This window comes from Bacillus badius NBRC 15713 (assembly GCF_001591605.1).
Classification (GTDB): domain Bacteria; phylum Bacillota; class Bacilli; order Bacillales; family Domibacillaceae; genus Pseudobacillus; species Pseudobacillus badius.
On the sequence record NZ_BCVF01000017.1, the window covers coordinates 26,762 to 46,537 of the forward strand.

Annotated in this window: 23 protein-coding genes; 16 read left to right on the forward strand and 7 right to left on the reverse strand. The window is 39.2% G+C overall.

Annotation, left to right across the window (positions count from 1 at the left end):
- The first annotated feature begins 2 nt into the window (after window positions 1–2).
- The 4 genes from BBA02S_RS10270 (at window position 3) to BBA02S_RS10280 (ending at window position 1,821) form a co-directional block, all read left to right on the forward strand.
- Complete coding sequence (locus BBA02S_RS10270) at window positions 3–197, forward strand: XkdW family protein (RefSeq protein WP_041100856.1); 195 nt, start codon at window positions 3–5, stop codon at window positions 195–197.
- A gap of 12 nt (window positions 198–209) precedes the next feature.
- Window positions 210–371, forward strand: a complete 162-nt coding sequence (locus BBA02S_RS20285; protein WP_082040166.1) for an XkdX family protein — start codon at window positions 210–212, stop codon at window positions 369–371.
- 122 nt (window positions 372–493) lie between these two features.
- A complete protein-coding gene (locus tag BBA02S_RS10275; protein WP_041113208.1) occupies window positions 494–982 on the forward strand; it encodes a phage holin family protein in 489 nt (162 codons plus the stop codon).
- Complete coding sequence (locus BBA02S_RS10280; protein ID WP_052477234.1) at window positions 979–1,821, forward strand: peptidoglycan-binding protein; 843 nt, start codon at window positions 979–981, stop codon at window positions 1,819–1,821. The genes BBA02S_RS10275 and BBA02S_RS10280 overlap by 4 nt, the downstream gene beginning before the upstream one ends.
- A 56-nt stretch (window positions 1,822–1,877) precedes the next feature.
- Here BBA02S_RS10280 and BBA02S_RS10285 read toward each other — a convergent pair whose 3' ends face one another.
- Window positions 1,878–2,087, reverse strand: coding sequence for a helix-turn-helix domain-containing protein (locus BBA02S_RS10285; protein WP_082040167.1), 210 nt, complete (start codon window positions 2,085–2,087; stop codon window positions 1,878–1,880).
- 445 nt (window positions 2,088–2,532) lie between these two features.
- Between BBA02S_RS10285 and BBA02S_RS10290 the strand changes: the two genes are divergently transcribed.
- Window positions 2,533–3,390, forward strand: coding sequence for an AraC family transcriptional regulator (locus tag BBA02S_RS10290; protein WP_041113158.1), 858 nt, complete (start codon window positions 2,533–2,535; stop codon window positions 3,388–3,390).
- A 768-nt stretch (window positions 3,391–4,158) separates the two neighbouring features.
- On the opposite strand, the gene BBA02S_RS10295 is transcribed toward BBA02S_RS10290, so the two are convergent.
- Window positions 4,159–4,485 carry a hypothetical protein gene (locus tag BBA02S_RS10295; protein WP_231557136.1) on the reverse strand — a complete coding sequence of 109 codons (327 nt, stop codon included), beginning with the start codon at window positions 4,483–4,485 and terminating at the stop codon, window positions 4,159–4,161.
- A gap of 463 nt (window positions 4,486–4,948) precedes the next feature.
- Here BBA02S_RS10295 and BBA02S_RS10300 point away from each other — a divergent pair, with 463 nt between their 5' ends.
- The 3 genes from BBA02S_RS10300 (at window position 4,949) to BBA02S_RS10305 (ending at window position 6,625) form a co-directional block, all read left to right on the forward strand.
- Window positions 4,949–5,782 carry an STAS domain-containing protein gene (locus BBA02S_RS10300; RefSeq protein WP_041113160.1) on the forward strand — a complete coding sequence of 278 codons (834 nt, stop codon included), beginning with the start codon at window positions 4,949–4,951 and terminating at the stop codon, window positions 5,780–5,782.
- A 431-nt stretch (window positions 5,783–6,213) separates the two neighbouring features.
- Entirely contained in the window at window positions 6,214–6,375 is a 162-nt protein-coding gene (locus BBA02S_RS20635) for a hypothetical protein (RefSeq protein WP_156141413.1), read from the forward strand.
- A gap of 4 nt (window positions 6,376–6,379) precedes the next feature.
- Window positions 6,380–6,625, forward strand: coding sequence for a helix-turn-helix domain-containing protein (locus BBA02S_RS10305; protein WP_041113161.1), 246 nt, complete (start codon window positions 6,380–6,382; stop codon window positions 6,623–6,625).
- 308 nt (window positions 6,626–6,933) lie between these two features.
- Here the strand turns inward: BBA02S_RS10305 and BBA02S_RS10310 are convergent, their stop codons facing one another.
- The 4 genes from BBA02S_RS10310 to BBA02S_RS10330 form a co-directional block, all read right to left on the reverse strand.
- On the reverse strand, window positions 6,934–7,419 hold the full coding sequence (locus BBA02S_RS10310; protein ID WP_041113162.1) for a hypothetical protein: 486 nt from the start codon (window positions 7,417–7,419) through the stop codon (window positions 6,934–6,936).
- A 312-nt stretch (window positions 7,420–7,731) separates the two neighbouring features.
- A complete protein-coding gene (locus BBA02S_RS10320; RefSeq protein WP_041113164.1) occupies window positions 7,732–8,346 on the reverse strand; it encodes a hypothetical protein in 615 nt (204 codons plus the stop codon).
- Window positions 8,321–8,947, reverse strand: coding sequence for a hypothetical protein (locus BBA02S_RS10325; protein ID WP_041113165.1), 627 nt, complete (start codon window positions 8,945–8,947; stop codon window positions 8,321–8,323). The genes BBA02S_RS10320 and BBA02S_RS10325 overlap by 26 nt, the downstream gene beginning before the upstream one ends.
- Before the next feature lie 23 nt (window positions 8,948–8,970).
- Window positions 8,971–9,759, reverse strand: coding sequence for a hypothetical protein (locus BBA02S_RS10330; protein WP_041113166.1), 789 nt, complete (start codon window positions 9,757–9,759; stop codon window positions 8,971–8,973).
- 1,059 nt (window positions 9,760–10,818) lie between these two features.
- On the opposite strand from BBA02S_RS10330, the gene BBA02S_RS10335 reads away from it, so the two are divergent.
- Window positions 10,819–12,171 carry a glycosyltransferase family 2 protein gene (locus BBA02S_RS10335; protein WP_041113167.1) on the forward strand — a complete coding sequence of 451 codons (1,353 nt, stop codon included), beginning with the start codon at window positions 10,819–10,821 and terminating at the stop codon, window positions 12,169–12,171.
- 550 nt (window positions 12,172–12,721) lie between these two features.
- On the forward strand, window positions 12,722–14,008 hold the full coding sequence (gene kynU, locus BBA02S_RS10340; RefSeq protein WP_041113210.1) for a kynureninase: 1,287 nt from the start codon (window positions 12,722–12,724) through the stop codon (window positions 14,006–14,008).
- Between the two features lie 209 nt (window positions 14,009–14,217).
- On the opposite strand, the gene lexA is transcribed toward kynU, so the two are convergent.
- Window positions 14,218–14,835: a transcriptional repressor LexA gene (gene lexA / locus BBA02S_RS10345; RefSeq protein ID WP_041100872.1), complete on the reverse strand. Its 618-nt coding sequence runs from the start codon at window positions 14,833–14,835 to the stop codon at window positions 14,218–14,220.
- Window positions 14,836–14,994: 159 nt separating this feature from the next.
- On the opposite strand from lexA, the gene yneA reads away from it, so the two are divergent.
- The 6 genes from yneA (at window position 14,995) to BBA02S_RS10375 (ending at window position 19,448) form a co-directional block, all read left to right on the forward strand.
- A complete protein-coding gene (gene yneA, locus BBA02S_RS10350) occupies window positions 14,995–15,315 on the forward strand; it encodes a cell division suppressor protein YneA (protein ID WP_052475311.1) in 321 nt (106 codons plus the stop codon).
- A gap of 6 nt (window positions 15,316–15,321) precedes the next feature.
- Window positions 15,322–15,978, forward strand: coding sequence for a YneB family resolvase-like protein (locus BBA02S_RS10355; protein WP_041100874.1), 657 nt, complete (start codon window positions 15,322–15,324; stop codon window positions 15,976–15,978).
- Between the two features lie 109 nt (window positions 15,979–16,087).
- A complete protein-coding gene (locus BBA02S_RS10360) occupies window positions 16,088–16,321 on the forward strand; it encodes a DUF896 domain-containing protein (protein ID WP_041100876.1) in 234 nt (77 codons plus the stop codon).
- A 155-nt stretch (window positions 16,322–16,476) separates the two neighbouring features.
- Complete coding sequence (gene tkt, locus BBA02S_RS10365) at window positions 16,477–18,483, forward strand: transketolase (protein WP_041100878.1); 2,007 nt, start codon at window positions 16,477–16,479, stop codon at window positions 18,481–18,483.
- 222 nt (window positions 18,484–18,705) lie between these two features.
- Window positions 18,706–19,152: a sporulation inhibitor of replication protein SirA gene (gene sirA / locus BBA02S_RS10370; RefSeq protein WP_041100880.1), complete on the forward strand. Its 447-nt coding sequence runs from the start codon at window positions 18,706–18,708 to the stop codon at window positions 19,150–19,152.
- A gap of 80 nt (window positions 19,153–19,232) precedes the next feature.
- The gene (locus BBA02S_RS10375) at window positions 19,233–19,448 is read left to right on the forward strand and encodes a YneF family protein (RefSeq protein WP_041100882.1); all 216 of its coding nucleotides are present in this window, start codon (window positions 19,233–19,235) and stop codon (window positions 19,446–19,448) included.
- Window positions 19,449–19,776: the final 328 nt, after the last annotated feature.

The following is a 19,776-nucleotide window of genomic DNA, read 5'->3' on the forward strand; positions in this document are numbered from 1 at the left end:
ATATGCGCTCTTTAAAACAGACCGATCTACGACAAGTTCAGCAACAGAGAAATGCCTCGGAAACTCTCCCTTTTAATATGGAAAGCTTGGGAGAAATCGTTGTAAAGGAACGGCTGGCACGCCTGCAAGCTGAACAAAAGTTATCGGAAATGGGCAAGCAGCTGGTCGATTTGAAATTGAGTATTTTAACTAAATAGGAGGCTGAGGCTATGAACTTCTGGCAGTGGGCATACAAAAATCAGTATGCCGATAAAGAAGACTTAAGAGCAGCTGTGGCACTGAACGATCTTACAACGGAAGAATATAAACAATTAACTGATGAAGTATACAAGAGTGAGCAGGATGGGGGAAGGGCAGACGTTGCTGAATAGTAGGCGTTATTTTTTATACTTTTTGACGGGCTGAAGCTCGTCTTTTTTATATAAAAAAGAAAAGGGATATAAGTTGTGAGGGGAACTTATGAAAGGAGTTGCCCAGAATGGGAGGAAAAAGAATGCAGCATAACACAGATACATTATGGAATACAGTCACAGGCGGCGCTTTTATGAGCGCTGCCTATTTATTTGGAGGCGTTGATCAGTTGGTAATTGCTTTGATCATTTTAATGTCTGCTGATTACATTAGTGGATTGACAGCCGCTTTCTTTTTTAGGAAAAATGTGGAGTCAAAGAAAGCATTTAAAGGGCTTATGAAAAAGGCTGCGATGCTGTTAGCTGTTATCGTGGCTAACCAGTTAGACATTGTGTCCGGCAGTGGTGGTCACTTTATGCGTAACGCGATGATTCTTTTCTTGATTGGTATGGAGGGCATTTCTTTTATTGAAAACCTGGGTCATATGGGTGTGCAAGTGCCTGCGCAGATCAGTCATGCGTTTGCTCAGCTAAAAGAAGATAACGAAGAGGCATCTGCTTCAGTAGTAGAGGTGACGACAAAAACAGAAATTAAACAGGTAGAGGAAGAGAAAAAGGAGGGGCGGAAATGAGTTGGACTCCGACATATCATAAACGTAATCTTGGTAATCTTGCGGACTTGGCCCCAAATACGAAAGCGGCGGCGATGAAGTGGTACCAATACTGTATTGACAATAAAATAGATGTGTTGATTTATGAAACCATTCGTACAGTAGCGCAACAACGTGAAAATGTAAGAAACGGAGCCTCCCAAACAATGAGATCCTATCATCTGGTTGGGCAAGCGCTTGATTTTGTGCCTATTAAAAATGGGAAAGCCTTATGGGCAAAATCAGAATATGGGAAAAGACCGTTCATCGATGCAATTAAACACGCAGAGAGGCTTGGTTTTGAGTCCGGTTACCGATGGGGGTGGGATGCGCCACATCTGCAATATAATTATAAAGGTTATGGCACAGATAAATATCTAACTACTAGTGCGGCTGTACCAGTTAATACATTAAGCAAAGATGAAGTAAAAACGTTGCAGGAAAAACTGGCTAAGCTGGGCTTAGATACAAACGGTGTTGACGGCATTTACGGCAAAGGAACGACTAATGCAGTTATGATTTTACAACGCCGGACAGGGCTTTCGGTTGATGGAATTGCAGGAGAAAAGACGATGGCAAAGATCAATCAGTTAATCAAAGAAAAAGGATTGGTCGGTACTCCTGGTAAGTTCCGTGTTTATACAGGGGTATTTGGCACCCATGAGAAAGCAGAAGCTGCCGCCAGAGAAATTGGCTTTAACGCCTTTTCGAAAGACCTGCGGGCATGGACAGGTATTTTCACTTCATTGGAAGCGGCAGAAGAAGCTTGTGCTTTCATCAGCGGAAAATACGGGTACAATCCTAAAATAAGAAAAGAATAGATAACAGCAAAGCCTCTGTCCGCGTGGATAGGGGCTTTTTTTATTTTAAGAGAAAATTACTCTTCATTTTCCATTACTTCAAATAAATCCTCTATTGGCAAATTTAGTGCTTTGGAAATAGTAAATAAATGAGCGGTTTCATGTCGGTTGTTTTTATCAAATTGGCTAATTGATCCCTGTGGAACTCCAGGCATTTCAGCAAGTTTCATTTGAGTAATCCCGTGATTTTTAAGAATAGAATTTAGCTTGGGTTTGACGCTTAACATACGAAAAAGCACCTCCATAACAATTTTTATTCATCCTACTATATCGCATGATTTTAGTTGAAATCATCGTCATTCATTATGCGATATAGTAGGATGAAAAGAGGAAGATAGAGGACTGGCACTCAGTGATGGATTGTGAAATTGGTGAAATAGAGAACAAGGTCCTTCTCATTCAAGAGGACTTTTCCTATCGTATAAATCATCTAATCTGCAATGAAGTAATTCAATTAAAACTAATACTTCCTCAAGCGATATTAAGTTGATGCCTAGCGTCTATTCTGTTTTATCAAAATCACGTAAAACTTCTACTATTCTCTTCTTTATATATTTAAAAAGGAATTCAAGGATTTTTTACTTAATTAAAATAATACTGACAAAAGAGAGCAAAAAATGATCGGATCGCAGATAGTATACTTGTTAGGATGGAATCAAGGGAGCGGATAGGATGGCATGGATAGAATCATTACAGAGAGCGATTGATTACATGGAGGAGAATTTGCTAGAGGATATCACAATAGATGATATTGCCAGAAAGGCAAATTCCTCGGGCTTTCACTTTCAGCGTACGTTTTCTCTTTTGACGGATATTTCAGTCGGTGAATACCTCAAACGGAGACGACTTACGCTTGCAGCCGATGAGCTGTGCAGGACCAATGCGAAAGTCATCGATGTTGCGCTGAAATATGGCTATAGAACTCCCGAAGCATTCACGAAAGCTTTCCGCAGGCAACATGGCATTTCCCCAAGGGAAGCCCGGAAGCTAACCGGAAAGCTGAAATCCTATAACCGCCTGACAATTCAGGTGAGATTGAAAGGAGCAGATCCAATGCAATACAAAGTGGCAAACAAAGAAAGCTTTGAAGTAATTGGAATCAAACAGACATTTCCCTATGCAAACAGTGAGAACTTGGCCGGTATTCCTAAGATGTGGGAAAAGGTAAACCGTGATGGAACTTCTGGCGTACTCATCAGCAAAAATAATGGTCCTGTTAAAGGTATTTTAGGCGTTTGCGTGGATAAGAACAATGAGGAAAAACAGATGGATTATTGGATAGCCTCAGCTTCTAATGAGGAGGCTTCTGAAGAATTGTCAAAGCTAGAAATCCCCGCCTCCAAATGGGTAATCTTTGAAGTGCATGGAGCCATGCCTGATGCAATGCAAAGCGCCTGGAAGAAAATTTTTTCGGAATGGTTCCCTTCAAGCGGCTATGAGCATGCTGGAACGCCTGATCTCGAAGTATACACATTCGGCGACATATCTTCTCCCGATTATTATTCAGAAATATGGATTCCAGTTAAATAACTCTGGTGTCAAAATAGAATAGGAGAGGTGACTAACCCCTGACCTCTCCCGCTGCTGTAAATACCGTTCGATATACGGCGGTTCCGATAAAAAAGCTTTGCTGGGATTCAAACCTTCAGCAAAGCTTTTTTTGAAATTATGGTTTTCTCACTAGTAATTTGAATTCTATGGAGTGTTTAACTAGAGAATAGAATAATGGTGAGAGAGATGAAGTGCGTTATATATATTAAAGATTAAATAGATAACTTATTGGTAATACCGAAGTTGGACAGAGATTAAATTAGCAGGCATGAAAAAGCAGAAGCTGCCGCCAAAGAAATTGGCTTTAACGCCTTTGCGAAAGACTTGCGAGCATGGACAGGTATTTTCACCTCATTAGAAGCAGCAGAAGAAGCTTGTGCTTATATAAGTGGTAAGTATGGGTACAATCCGAAAGTCAGAAAAGAATAATTAACAGGAAATCCCCTGTCCGTGTGGATGGGGGCTTTTTATTTTTTTACATTGAAAGTATTTTGTGACTTTATGTAGAAATGTACCTGTGCAAAGTGTTGGTTTGAAATAATGTTTGATTAAAAATATCCCACCAACCCGTATTTTTCGGTAAATGAAAAGAACCCGTTTTGAAAAAAGAATTGATCAAAACGGGGTAATTCTTTATGAAATACTGTGTAATTTTTATAATAAAGTTTGATCATTTTCTACTGTTGATATTCAACTAAAGCCCAAGTTAGTTAAAGTACAAATCTTCACACACTCTTTTCTAAATTTTTATTTCTTTTTTCTAATCTCTTCTTTTGAGACAACACACCAACCGTTTACTTTAAGTCTCTCTATATAGGTCTCTATCTCGATTTCTTCCCTTTCTAACTCAAGGGGGCATAGTGAAACCCAGCATTCATTTAAAGCATAATTCATTGTAACCTTAACAACTTCATATCCATTATGAAATCCTGGATGGAATCCTGGATCATCTAAAATGTCCCCTTTTACAGGACGAATGTTAGATTCAAATGTTTTTATAACTATTTCTCCGATATTGTTTTCTTTTTGTTCTTTTATGGATGATATAAAAATCATTAAATTTATTTTCATCATAGTCCCCTTCTTTACCATAAATTGTATTAATTAAGTTATCTCTCTCCACAATACCACAAAATGGTGATATTATCCCTAATCTGCTTCGTTAGTTCAATAAGAAGTAAATAACTTTATTAGTCATTTTTTAAGTATTACATAAGCAGATGGATATAATTTTAAACAACTTTAAAGAGCCTTGCTGCATATAGAATGTAGTAAGGCTCTTATCTTTTTTAATCAAAATTCAATAACTTTATTATCACTATACACTTACAGACGATTGAATTTTCCAGTATCATCAGTATGCAAAGTAACCCCGTTCATTCAAAAACCCTTCTCATTCGATAGGGGCTTTTTTGTTTAGTTTTTCAGAAAAAAATTAGTGATTATTACTAACAAAGTGATAGAATCGTTATATAAAAATAGAGAAAAATAATCATTTAAGGGATGGAAAACAGCGGATCAGGAGGTTAGAGAAGCAGTGTGTATAAACCAAGAACTGTATGAATTTTTACTTGATAAGACGTGGGGACTAACAGAAGAATGGTATCGATCGTTAGATAAAAGTGATTCATCAGGAGTATATGCATCTGAAGATCCTCAAGTTGTTCAAACGGTGAAAGAACAGAACCATGAATTTCATAAGAGATTTTGCAAACTATTTATTAGTAACAACGTTCAGTTTTTTGATCAGCTGAAAGGATGGATCGTCGATATTGCAAAAGATGAAGAGCATTTACGAACTCCTATTTATTTTATCTTACGAGAATTTTTTAGAACACAGGAACAATATTTGGATCTAATTAACGAATTTTATTATCTACATAAAGAAAAGTATTCCGAAGAAGAAGGAGGTTCTTGGATCCGAATCACTATACAAACGTTCAACCAAATTATAACCTGGTTTACAGAAGAATATCATAAGTATGCAGAATCTAAATTGAAAGCCCAACAAGAGATGATTAATGAGTTAAGTTCTCCTGTTATCTCATTAAATGAAAAAATAGCTTTGTTGCCACTGGTTGGAGATATTGATACAGCTCGAGCGAAATTTCTTCTTGAGAATACCTTGGTACAGTGTGCTGATAAAAGGGTTGACGAACTCATTATTGATTTATCGGGTGTGCCCATGGTCGATACGATGGTGGCGCATCAAATCTTTCAATTAATTGAAGCTTTAGATTTGATCGGAGTGAAAACCACTATTTCAGGAATTAGGCCTGAAATAGCTCAAACAGCTGTTCAACTTGGTCTCAATTTTAATAAAATACCAGTCACATCCACACTTTCAAAAGCTCTTAAATTAAATTGTTAAGAGCTTGTTATAAGTGGCTAGAATAGATATAATTTGCAAATGAGTTTTATAGTGGATGATCTGCTTATAAGGTTAAATTTTATGCCCCTGTCCTTATGGATGGGGGCTTTTTTTGTTTAGCCGAAATGAAATTTATTTAATAAAAAGTAGAAAAAACATCATCTTTTCCTACTTATCTATTTACACAAGTAAATAGATTTGGTATAATAAGAGTATAGAAAGGAGGTGAACAGGGTGGAGGAATTTAAAAACATCGTCCTCGCTATCGCGGCAGTCTTAGCCAGCGTCAAAACAGCCTTAGAGCTGTTCGACCGGTTCAAGAAAAACGATAGCAAGAACGACTGATTATGGGAGAGGAGAGCGTGCCAGCGCTCTTCCTCTTCTAAAAATTATATCACATCCACCTTTAAATTATGAAAAGAAAGAGCAGAGTGTCAACAACCGATCTTTTGTTTTTTATCGTCTTTGCCGCATGGCTGTCTGATATGAATTTTGATGAAATGAATCTAATTAAATGGGTCGGCTTTTCAGCAGCTATACTATGGCTCATTTTGTTTATTGTAAAGCTGCTAGTACCAGAAAGGAAACGGTGAGCAGATGGAATATCATTTAAAGAATCGTGAAGAAGTAGAACGGTTTGTTATTGAGCAAGTATTGACCACTTCAGAAGCAATAGAAATTCTGGGGGTTACCAGACAAAGAATGAATTCGTTAATTTCAACTGGAAAGATCACACCAGTGAAAAAACTTAATAGAGAAACCTTATTTTTAAGAAGCGATATTGAAGCACGGAAAGCAGAGCAGGATGGGTTGCGTCAAAAGTATCGCCCTTTTGATAACTAAAATAATGCGTCCCGCTATTTTTGGCGGGTCTTTTTTATTTTCTATACGTTGGAAGTGTTTTTGTGATTTTATGTAGAAATGTACCTATGTAACGATAGGGGGAGAGTAAAGTAGTTGAACAATTTTCAAAAGATTCTTCTGTATTATCCATTTTTTAAGGAAACCTGAGAATGGGTGCAGGCAAACTGAATTTCTGACGGAATCATATTCGGAGTGGTCAGTGACGAGAGGAGAAGTGTGGGCTCTGCTTTAAGGAGACAATAAAAAGAAGGAAGGCCCCAGTACTTACTTGTGGGACCTTATCAAAATTAGGGACGGATATTTGTAATTGTACGATCGGGATTAATAGTAAATCCTCGAGTAAAGCTACCATTTACAGATGAATTGATAGGTCCATCATCCATTGGAATAGATACGTAAATGCGATAATTTCCCGGGGACAGTGCGGAGAAATTTATATTTGTTACACTTTGAAATTCGTAAACATCAAGCTTTGGATCGTTAAGTTGTACCCATGTGTTAAGAGAGCCACGCTTGGTTAACGTGCCGGAACCATTCCTAATTTCAAAAGTAGGAACATGTTTGGTTTTAAAGTCAAGCGTGCTAGGTGAGTTGCCACCTACTTGAAGAACTGATCGAAGAGTATCCTTGGCAGGAGAAGAGTAAGAAGCCGTTACACCAATATTTTCTCTAATCTCTGCTTTAACTGTAGAGGATAAGCTCAAAGCATTCATGGCTCCTGCTCCACTTAGTATTATTGTAGAAGCTAAAAGTACTTTACCTATTCTGTTCATGGTTTTTCCCTCCATTTATAGTAAGTGATACCAAATAAAGAATAACATTTATGGTAAATATAGTAAAGTATGTAAATCTTATTATTCTAAATAAATACGAAGGAGAAGAAATACAGTTCATGGTTTGTGAGAGGAGAGGTGTAGCTGCAAGTCCGCGTTTTCAAAAAGCCCAAGATTGGGTAAAAAAAAGCGGTATCTCGGATGGGACATACCCGCAGCGTCCAGTTACCAGAGAAGAAGTTTGGTCCATGTTGCATCGGGCTAGTAAACTAAATAAGTAAATTTAGCCCCACTCTTGGAGAGTGGGGCTCTTCATTGTACAGTAAAAAAGCTTTTTATTTCACTCTTACGTTCTTTTAATTCAACTACCAACTTGAAATTATTTACACCAGATTCTTTAAAGATAATTTCAAATTCAAAGCTAAAAAACATTTCTGAAAAAGATCTTGCATAAGAGGAATTTAATAAGAAAATGTTGTTATCATTATGATGAATTTTCTGTATTTTAACTTGATTTTTATATAACTCAATATTACTTTCTGTGATAAATGTTAATTCAGGAACTTTAGCTATCTTTTCCTTAGAATTAACTAAGATACGAACAGAGTATTTACTATCTTGTCTCGGTGGAAAACTTGCTATGGGCTGGATTGCAACATCAAAATAGTTTTTACCTTCTGCCTTCATTAACAGTATGGTATTAGATAATTCTTTATCTAAACCAGCAGATGTTTCTTCCAAAACCTCGATTTTATCCTTATATTTTTGCAACTCTGAGATTAAGAATTGAATTATAGCTAACAAAGCTATAATCGCTACTAAGTATAGTATATAAATAGGGTTTTTTAGGCTCTCACCTAAAATTGTAGGCATGATGCCTAATCCAGCAGTTACTATGATACTAAGAACGAGACTTTTCCAATTCATCAACAATATCCTTTGTAAAGTTTATTAAGTAATCTTCATCGCTATTGCTTATTGAGATCCTTCCATTCCTATAAAGGGAGATAAAGTGTTCGCCATTGCTTATCGAAACATAGTCTATGTCACAACTCTCATTTAATGCAGAAAATTCCTCAAAAGACGTAAAGTCCTTTTCAAAGTCTTCTCCGTCATTTGAATACTCTACTTTCTTGATAAATCCATCTATATACTTTGTAATTGAGTAAATATTATCTTTATTTAGTTTATAATTTTGAATCGTTGAATTTGCTTTACTATTAATGTAATTCTTTATTTCAGCAAAATAAACATCATTTGTTTCCTCAATTAAGCAAAATGAACTGTTGGAAAAGAAAAACAAATTAATGTACTCTGAGAATGGCACTGTTGTTTGGTTTCCGATCTTTTTAGTGCCTAATAAGTATTCATCCCTAAAATGAAAGACAACATGAAACATGTCTTTTTTGACTTCCGAGTAATGCAGCAAGCTAATGTCTTCTTTTTTTAATGAAAAAAATGATTTCTTCATTTTACTTAGATTTTTTAACTTTTCTTGGTTGTCTACTGTTAAAATATTAAAAATCATGATATTCCTCCTATCTGGAGTTATTAACTGTCTTTTAGTTTTTTTAATTCTTCGAAAAGGTATAAAGTAAAATTTTTAAAGCTATCTTGATCAGCAAATTGATTTTCATCAATAACAATCCTGTGGCCATCTTTATATAATTTTACAGTAACTTTGTTCGGGCCGCCAGATAGTTGAGAAGGTATTTCAGCCTGAATATGACTCATTTTTCCATGTTCTCGATATAATTCATCAACTTCTGATTGATATATATCATTGGAAGGGTCAATTTCGTAAGATACTTTCTTAGTATTATCGCCTTTTTTCTCGATTTTTTCTATTTTTGCTGCAGTCCACGTATAACGGTCATTGTCTTTTATTTTTCTCATAAGGTCACTATCAAGTCTAAAAATTTGTGTCTCAAACCCGAGTGATTCAACAAGTGATTTAACTTTGGTTTTTGCTATTTCATCGTTAGATTGGTCGAATTTGATTATTAGCTCACTATCTTCTGTTAAATGAATTAAAGATTTACTATAAAATGTATGTTGAACTCTTACTGTTTTTAATACACCTTCGACTAGTTTGGCTTGGTTGTAGTACCCTAGACTTCCTTGAGCTGTACAAAAAGATTTAATATATTCTTTTTCCCCATAAGCTGTTGTTTCAACATCGACAAATCCTTCACCATTAATATTACCATCTTCAGAAACGGGAGCTTGATATTCGACCATAACGTTCTTAATTTTGTCGAGATCCAATTTGTCTCCATCAGAAAAAAATAGATCAGGTTGTTCGTTTGTATTTAATAGAAAAAAGTTTAAAATTGCCATCAATCATTCCCCCTTGGTATATCCCATCCACTAAAAGTATTAATTGATAAAACTATAACACTATGCGTATTGCAAATGTGGTTTTTTGAAAAAAGTTTGAAAAGTTTTTAATAAAACAAAATTATTCATTTACAAGGACGGAGTGGAATTATACGGAAATAATTCTATAAACAAGAAAGAGGTTGCTTTAATTATTACCGACAGGAATAAAGCTCTTCTCATTTGAGAGGGCTTTTTGCATTTCGGTTAGAGAAATTAAATTGGTGAAAGTGAAAGGTACGTATGGAGCTTATCTTGTGAGGACAAAATGGATGAACGATGGAGAGAAAGCTTTATTATTAATAGCGGGGACAATAATACTTTTATCGATTATTTTTTAATCATTTTACAGCCCTCTTTTATAAAGATAATTGTTGTATGAACACCAGCAGAATAAGTAATTTTCTTGTACAAAGCAGAAATAAAGGGCGCCCCCAAATGCGCCCCCTCTATGCCCCCAATATTTAAAAAGAATGGGTATATTCTAAAAAGTAGATTTTACAAAGTGGAGAAGTAAAACGATTTTCTTCATATATAGAAAAGGTTTAAAAACCTAGACCATATTCCGCACACAAGTTCATCCGTGGGAACGCGAGCAATATATGCAAATGTATTAATAGTGAAACCCCTTGAGCCGCTTGGCTGTAAGGGGTTTTTGTTTGGGGGCATATTCCTCCTGTGTAAGTATGGAATAGAAAAGGAAGAAATCCTTATGGCCATAACTGTGCGTGCTGAATTGATTATAGTCGATAATCTTTTTTATCCTTGGATTAGTTGGAGAGAATCAATGATGCAAATGAATATAGGTTCTATTAAAGAAGAGAAATAAGAAATAAATCCCATCCTTACTAGATGGTAATTTCGGGATTTTTGGCGAGGGTGATAGAAGATATGTAATGTATAAAAGTGGTTTGCTGTGACAAGTATAATGGATATTTAGACCTAAAAAGGTAGATTTTTTGGTTAAATTTGTTTAAAATACAGATTATACAAATTTAATGGATATTTGAGGTAAAACATATGCAACCCAATATAAACCCCGTTAGACCTAATTTTAAGACTGGAAGAGGCCGTTATTATCTAACTGTTACTGCGAAATTTTGGATAAGTCATGCGATTTCGGCTGGTTGGATGATCTTTTCTATTTATCTTTCACTGCCTTGGTTAAAAGATTTAGCATCTATTGTTTCTCTTCCCGCTGCGATCCTTATTATTGGCGGGATAGCTTATATTCCGGGGTATATGAGCGCTTTTCTTGTAGCGAGCTTATTATTGGACAGGCAGCCTGTATTTAAAGATGAATACCCTTCTGATTCTGTATCTTTGCTTATCGCTGCTTATAACGAGGAGCAGTCTATCTTTGATACGCTAAAATATGTAGCTGATCAAGATTACACGGGAGAGATACAGGTATTTGTGATTAATAATCATTCCACAGACGATACAGAAGAAGAAATTATGAGAGCAAAGAGAGAATTAGATTTGAATATCACTATTTTTCATGAATCTCAGCCCGGTAAGTTTCATGCTCTGAATAACGGATTGCAATATGTCGTTACCCCTTACGTGATTACTTTAGATGCCGATACGGTGCTTCATCCATCTGCTGTCCGCTATTTAGTTTCAAGAATAAAAAGCAGCCCTCCTGATGTATGTGCCGTGGCTGGGTCTATGCTTGTTCGCAACAGCCGTAAAACGATTTGGACTAGAGTGCAAGAGTGGGATTACTTTTTAGGAATTGCCTCTATAAAAAGGTTACAAGGGCTATACCAAGGCACACTGGTTGCTCAAGGCGCCTTTAGTTTATACAAAACAGAATGTGTACAAGAGGTGCAGGGCTGGCCAGATGCAATCGGAGAAGATATTGTATTAACCTGGAGGCTTTTAAAAAAGGGCTGGAAGGTATATTTTGAACCTTTGGCGGTCGCTTTCACGGATGCCCCGACAACTCTTGGCCACTTTGCTAAACAGCGTTCTAGATGGGCAAGAGGAATGATTGAGGGCTTGAATGAAATTAAGCCATGGAAGCAGCCGCAAGTGTATACGAAGTATCTTACCGGCATTAACCTAGTCATGCCATATTTGGATTTTGTTTATACCTTCTGTTGGCTTCCTGGTCTGATTTTGGCTTTCTTTGGCTTTTATTGGATTGCAGGACCTATGACTTTGCTGGTTTTGCCTCTAACGGTTATTAGTTACGGTTTGCTGTATATGTATCAAAAAAACTATGTATTTAATAACCTTGATTTAAGAATACGAAAAAATAAGCTGGGATTTGTCCTCTTTATTCTTTTTTATCAAATGATTATGTCCCCAGTCTCTGTCTGGGGGTATCTGCAGGAATTATTTAAATCCAAGCGTGTCTGGGAGTAGGCCAGGCCGGGTTATATAAACGATGATTGCAGGGATCAATCTATACTATTGGAAAACGAACGCTCTCCTATTTGAGAGGAATCCGGATTGCAGACAAATTCAATGAAAATTGAAGTTTGTCCGCAATCTTTTTTATTTTGCTAGTGGATGGGGCGGCTGATTTCCATTCCAATCAACAGAGTGTACAAAGTCAAGGGAGCCTTACAACAATGCCTGTTTGAAAATAAATCGATCCAACGCTTGAGTATATTATTTTCTGCTAGGTGCCTTTAAGTCCTGGCATTTAAGTCTATCTAGTCTGTAAAAAATATATAGTATAACAGGAATGGAATGCTCCTTTTATAAAATGAGCAAGCGACTGCTGGGGGATCGGCCAACTTACACGCTGGTGAAAGAGAAGGACTCGCGCGATCAAGCGCTAATTCTCTGTAAGAGTATAGCTTAAAGATTTCTCTATCAAAAATGAACGTAAAGTGCTTGTGCGGTATGCAGGGAATCATCACTGCAGCAGAAACAAAGGGGGATAGACTGAAAAATGGGAGATAAAGACATGGATAATAAGGAGTTGGATGATTCTTATGAATTTGCTTGCCGGCTTGATCAACAAGATAGGCTGGCGCGGTTTCGGGAGGAATTTTATATTCCAAAAGGAAAGATTTATCTTGACGGCAATTCGCTGGGGTTGCTGTCTAAACGGTCGGAAGCCTCATTATTGGAGCTTTTGGATTCGTGGAAACAATTTGGGATTGACGGCTGGACAGAAGGAAACCATCCATGGTATCACCTTTCTGAACAGCTAGGGAGAAAGCTGGCGCCACTAGTGGGAGCTTGTCCTGAAGAGGTAATCGTAACCGGGTCTACAACAACGAACCTCCATCAAATGGTTGCAACCTTTTATCAGCCGCAAGGCAATCGAACGAAAATACTGGCGGACGAACTGACCTTTCCTTCTGACATTTATGCGCTGCAAAGCCAGCTAAAGCTGAAAGGCTACAGTCCGGACACACACTTAATCCGCGTGAAAAGCCGGGATGGGCGCTTTCTTGATGAAGAGAGGATTATTGAGGCGATGACCGGGGAAGTTGCTTTAGCGGTGTTGCCTAGTGTGCTTTATCGAAGCGGGCAAATTCTTGATATGCGGCGCCTGGCAAAAGCTGCTCATGCGCGCGGAGTTTTGATTGGCTTTGATCTTTGCCACTCCGTCGGCGCTATCTTGCATGAGTTAAGTGCGTGGGAAGCAGACTTTGCTGTTTGGTGCAATTACAAGTATTTGAATAGCGGCCCCGGAAGTGTCGGCGCATTATATGTAAATAAGAAGCATATCGGCAGATTTCCCGGCCTTGCAGGATGGTTCAGCTCCGCTAAACATAAGCAATTTGATATGGAGCACGTGCTGGCACCGGCTGAGGCAGCGGGAGCCTATCAAATTGGCACCCCTCACATATTAAGCGCAGCACCTTTAATTGGATCGCTTCAGATGTTTGAGGAAGCAGGCATGGAAAATCTGCGGAAAAAGTCTTTGGATATGACGCGTTACATGATGAAGCTGATTATGAAAGAGCGGCAGCATATGAGGGTTGAAATTGGCAATCCTTTAGAGGATCACCGGCGCAGCGGGCATATTTATTTAGAGCATAAAGAAGCAGCGCGCATTTGCAGAGCATTGAAGGCGAATGGGGTCATTCCTGATTTTCGAGCCCCCAACGGCATCCGGCTGGCGCCTGTTCCTCTCTACAATACGTATAAAGAAGTATGGGAGGCTGTGCAAATTCTAAGAAGAATCATGGAAGAGGAACAATACAAGCAGTTTAAAAACGAGCGGGGCGTTATTGCCTAAGAAAAGGCTCTTATAAATCCTTCGGTATGACCGGTTCTACCAAGAAAGTTTTTTCTCTGGCCGCCACACAGCTGGAGAATTTTTTTTGTTTTTTCGAATAAATCATATTTACTGAATTTTTTCATAGGATAGAGTAACTGTTTCTCTACTATTCTTTTAAAAAGTGACAACTCCTTTCAGCGGCAGGCTAAAAAGGAGCTGTACAGTTATTAATGAATATCGCGATAGACACCGATTACTTTGCCTAGAATAGTAGCATTCGGCAAAATGATTGGCTCCATGGATGAATTTTCAGGCTGAAGCCGGATAAAATCTTTTTCCTTAAAGAAGCGCTTGACAGTCGCTTCATCTTCTTCGGTCATGGCTACAACAATTTCGCCGTTTTTGGCTGTTTGCTGCTGCCGGACAACCACATAATCACCATCTAAAATTCCTGCTTCAATCATGCTGTCACCCATAATTTCAAGCATAAACACATGTTCATCAGCCGGAGCCAAGCGTTCAGGCAAAGGGAAATACTCTTCAATGTTTTCGATCGCGGTAATCGGCAAGCCTGCTGTCACCTTTCCGATTAACGGCACATTAACTACCTTTTGGCGCGGCACCGCGTCCTCCATTTCCAGTATTTCAATAGCGCGCGGCTTCGTTGGATCGCGGCGGATTAATCCTTTGCTTTCCAGCCGGGAAAGATGGCCGTGGACAGTAGAACTGGATGCAAGCCCGACGGCTTCGCCGATTTCCCGAACGGACGGAGGATAGCCTTTTGCTTTGACTTCCAGCTTGATAAAGTCCAAAATATCCTGCTGCCTCTTCGATAATTTTGTCATTTGTCTGCACCTCTTAGATTTGTCTCTTTTCTGTATTATAACATGCTATTTTTCGTGATACAAACATAAGTTCGAATAAAATCTTGACTCAAACAAATGTTCCTATTACAATAAAAATAAATATACGAACGAATATTCGCTTGAAAGGGCTGTTAAGTGATGAAAACATTTGTAAAAAACAATTCTTTTGTTCTCTTATTTATGGCTGTTACAATAATAGCGGGAGCAATGCTGATTTTCAGCGTGAGCGAGGAAGGACTTCCGTATCAAGAAATTACCGTGCAGGAAGGAGACTCGCTTTGGAGCATTGCTAAACAATACAACAATGCCAAAGACATGAAGGAAGAGGATTTCATTATGTGGGTTCAAAAAGAAAATCAGCTGCATTCTGTGAAAATTTTGCCTGGTGATACGTTGATTATCCCCGTTGCCTCGCATCCCTCTCACACGGGCGGGCAAGTCGCATTCAAAGGAGAATGAGTTTAAGTGAAAGCCATTATATATTGCCGCGTAAGTACGAAAAAGGAAGCTCAGGAAACCTCGCTTCAGCGGCAGGAGGAGGAGCTGCTCAGCCTTGCTGCCAGAAAAGGGTACGAGGTGGCAGAGGTTATTAAGGAGCAGGCGAGCGGGTATGATCTGGACAGGCCAGGCATGCTTGATTTACTTGATTTAGCGAAAAGGGAGCCGATTGATGCTGTTCTCATTCAGGATGAAACGAGAATTGGAAGAGGGAATGCTAAAATTGCTTTGCTGCACTGCTTGTTTAAAGAAGGGGTCAAGGTGTTCAGCATCGCCGATGATGGAGAATTGCAGCTGTCTGAATCTGACTCCATGGTGATTCAAATTGTCAGCATGGTAGAGGAGTACCAGCGAAAGATTCATAACTTAAAAATCAAACGAGGCATGAAGCGGGCGGTGGAAAATGGTTTCCGGCCGGAAGAAAACTTGAAAAACCGGGGAAATCCTGCTGGCAGGGAGAGAAAAGAAGTACCTGTAGAAGAGATTGTCCGGCTGCGCCGCAACAATTTAACATTTGAAGAAATTGCTGCTACATTAAAGGGGTTTGGCTATCAAGTATCAAAAGCCACTGTCCATAGAAGGTTTCAAGAGTATACCGAACAGGCGGGCAAAGAGGTTGACTAAGCAACCCACTTGTTTGTTCGTGCACTTTTTAATACAATAAGGGCAAGAATTAAATGCTGAAAAGAAAGGAGAGCCTGCTAATTGACAATGGATTAGCAGCAACCCATGTATGCTTTCTGAAGATAAACTTGCCCGCATTAATGAACTTTCCAAAAAATCAAAAACGACAGGACTGTCCGCTGAAGAACAAGCAGAACAGGCCAGCCTGCGTCAAGAATATTTAGCAGCTTTTCGTTCATCTATGAAGGATACAGTAGAGGGAGTGCGTATTTTCGATACTGAAGGAAATGAAGTCACCCCCAAAAAGCTTCAAGATATTCAAAAGCGGAAAAAAATGCATTAAAAAAGCCGGCAGCTGCCGGCTTTTTTAATGCATAAACGGAAAGACGAATGAACAAGCGAAACTCTGCTATCAGATATTCGCAGACGTCTTGTATAATTTGATAAAGACCTATATATTTAAGTAGGTACAATATTTGTGAGGAAAGGAAGTTTGCCATGTTTGATAAAGTTGATCAATTAGCAGTGAATACGATCCGCACACTTTCTATAGATGCGATTGAAAAAGCCAATTCCGGACATCCGGGCTTGCCGATGGGAGCTGCCCCGATGGCTTACACGTTATGGAGCCGGTTTATGAACCACAATCCGAAAAATTCTAAATGGTTTAACCGCGACCGTTTTGTTTTATCCGCGGGACACGGCTCTATGCTTTTGTACAGCCTGCTGCATTTGTCAGGTTACGATTTATCCATGGATGAAATTAAAAATTTCCGCCAATGGGGCAGCAAGACGCCAGGACATCCGGAGTACGGACATACAGACGGCGTTGAGGCAACAACAGGCCCGCTTGGACAAGGAATTGCTATGTCTGTAGGAATGGCGATGGCAGAAAGACATTTGGCTGCCGTCTATAATAAAGATCAATACAAAGTAGTCAACCATTATACATACACACTTTGCGGTGATGGAGACTTGATGGAAGGGGTAGCTTCTGAGGCAGCTTCTCTTGCCGGTCATCTAAAGCTGGGCCGTCTAATTGCCCTTTACGATTCCAATGACATTTCTCTTGATGGAGATCTTGATAAGTCTTTCTCTGAGAGTGTAGCAGACCGATTTAAAGCATATGGCTGGCAATATCTCCGCGTGGAAAACGGCAATGATATGGAGGAGATTGCCAAAGCGATTGAAGAAGCCCAGAAAGATGAAGAGCGTCCGACACTCATTGAAGTGAAAACAGTGATCGGTTACGGTTCTCCTAACAAATCAGGCAAGGCAGATGTGCACGGTGCTCCGCTTGGCGAGGATGAACTGAAGCTGACAAAGGATTATTATAAATGGACATTCGAAGAGGATTTTCATGTGCCTGAAGAAGTGTATGCCCGCTTCGAGGAATTAATTGTACAAAAAGGAAAAGCGGCTGAACAAGAGTGGGGAAAACTCTTCGAAGAGTATAAAGAGAAATTCCCAGAGCTTGGCCAGCAGCTTCAAACGGCTATAAATGGTGAATTGGCTAGCGGCTGGGATAAGGATATTCCGAGCTATGAGCCGGGCAAATCGTTGGCGAGCCGTGCCACATCAGGAGAAGTGCTGAATGCGATCGCGAAAAACCTTCCAACTTTTATTGGTGGTTCAGCGGATTTAGCAGGCTCTAACAAAACAAGCATCAAAAATGAGAAGGATTTTTCTGCAATTGCTTATGAAGGTCGCAATATCTGGTTTGGCGTCCGTGAATTCGCAATGGGAGCAGCAATGAACGGGATGGCGCTCCATGGCGGCCTTCAAGTATTCGGCGGGACATTCTTCGTGTTCTCTGATTATGTACGCCCGGCAATGCGTCTCTCGGCTCTAATGGGGCTGCCGGTTACCTATGTTTTCACACATGACAGTATCGCAGTAGGCGAGGATGGACCGACACATGAACCGATCGAGCATTTGTCTGCGCTGCGCTCGATGCCAAATCTGTCTGTGATCCGTCCGGCGGATGCTAATGAAACAGCAGTTGCTTGGAAATTAGCTGTTTCTTCCGAATCAACACCGACTGTACTTGTGTTGACTCGCCAGAATTTACCAACCATCCAAGGCACATCTGAGACAGCTGCAGAAGGAGTCGCAAAAGGGGCATACATTGTGTCAGCGGCCGACAAAGAGACAGCTGACTTGCTGCTGTTAGCAACCGGCTCCGAAGTGAGCCTGGCTGTGGAAGCGCAACAAGCGCTTAAGCAAGAAGGCATTGATGCTGCGGTTGTCAGCATGCCATCATGGGACCGCTTTGAGAAGCAAAGCGCGGAATATAAGCGTTCCGTTCTTCCGAAAGAAGTGAAGAAGCGCCTTGCGATTGAAATGGGTGCGTCTCTTGGCTGGGAGCGCTATACAGGCGACGAAGGCGATATCATTGCAATCGATCAATTCGGTGCGTCTGCTCCGGGCAATAAAGTAATGGCAGAATACGGATTTACAGTAGAAAATGTCGTTGCACGGGCAAAAGCCTTACTCCATCAATAATAAATACAAAAAAGCTGGTTTCGTTTGAAAGAAACCAGCTTTTTTTGTCTATTCAGCCGCCCGGCGAAGGCTTGTTTTCAGCGAAATGACCTGCTCCTCTTCTTATAAGGCCAAAGTTACAATGCAATCGACAAAACTAGTGAACGTTTTTTCCAAAATTCAACAACCTTGACGCCTGTTCCTTTTTATAATAGAGAAAAGGACAAGCAGGAGGTAAAATGGATGAGAAGCTATCAAATTTACTGGATTGGCGAAGAATTTGCTCATTATTTTTACGGACGTGAACAAAATTTTTTCCAATTGTTTTTTGAAAGCTCCACTAGCCAAAAAAGTGAAAAGAATGTTGTGGAGAAACAAATTCAATATATTACAAAAGAATTTTCGCTGCGCTCTCTTGCCTCTATTTTGAAAGAAGCATTAATGGACAAAGAAAGCTTTGCCGTTGACAAAAACAATTGCTTTACCATTGAGCTTCCGGAAAAGAAAGGCAAGGCTGTTTTGTCCGCTGAAGAAAAGTGCCTTCATTTAAGGGCTAAGGGAAGCTACGAAGCGGAAACGGTGTTTTTCTCTTCCTTAAAGAAATTGAATGCTTGCTTGTTTGCTGTTGATTTTGAAAGTAAAAATTACGGTTGGCTTGAACCGATTAAGAAAGAAAATTTATTTAAGTAAAGAAAATTTCTCTTTCATGTTGTATAATGTCTTTTGGTTTAGTAAACTTTTAGTAGACGACATGAAGGAGGAAGTAGTGTATGTGGTATGTACTCGTCGGGATTCTGGCTTTAGCTGCCGGAGTTGCGCTCGGATTTTTTATAGCCCGCAAATACATGATGGACTATTTAAAAAAGAATCCGCCAATTAATGAACAAATGCTGCGAATGATGATGATGCAAATGGGAATGAAGCCGTCGCAGAAAAAAATAAATCAAATGATGTCACAAATGAACAAGCAGTTCGATAATAAATAAATCCTTGTCATATAAGGATTTATCGTTTGATTCCATATATTTTTTTCGGACAAGCTTCTTTCAAGAAAAGGTCGAGAAGGTTGATCTTTCTTTGCAGATATATCCGATATATGCTTTATTTTTCTTATAGCCAGCAAAACCATTTTTTCTGTTGAATGATTCCATTTAATAGGAAAGGTGGTTTTTTTGTTGAAGCAGCCCAACGAAGGCCTCCGTTGGGCATGATGAACGGCCGAACAACTGCATGGCACGAAATAATGAATAGCCGCAATGAAAGATTTTAATGAAGCGAAGAAGAGAGTTTTTTCTTCTTCGAATTATGAACGGT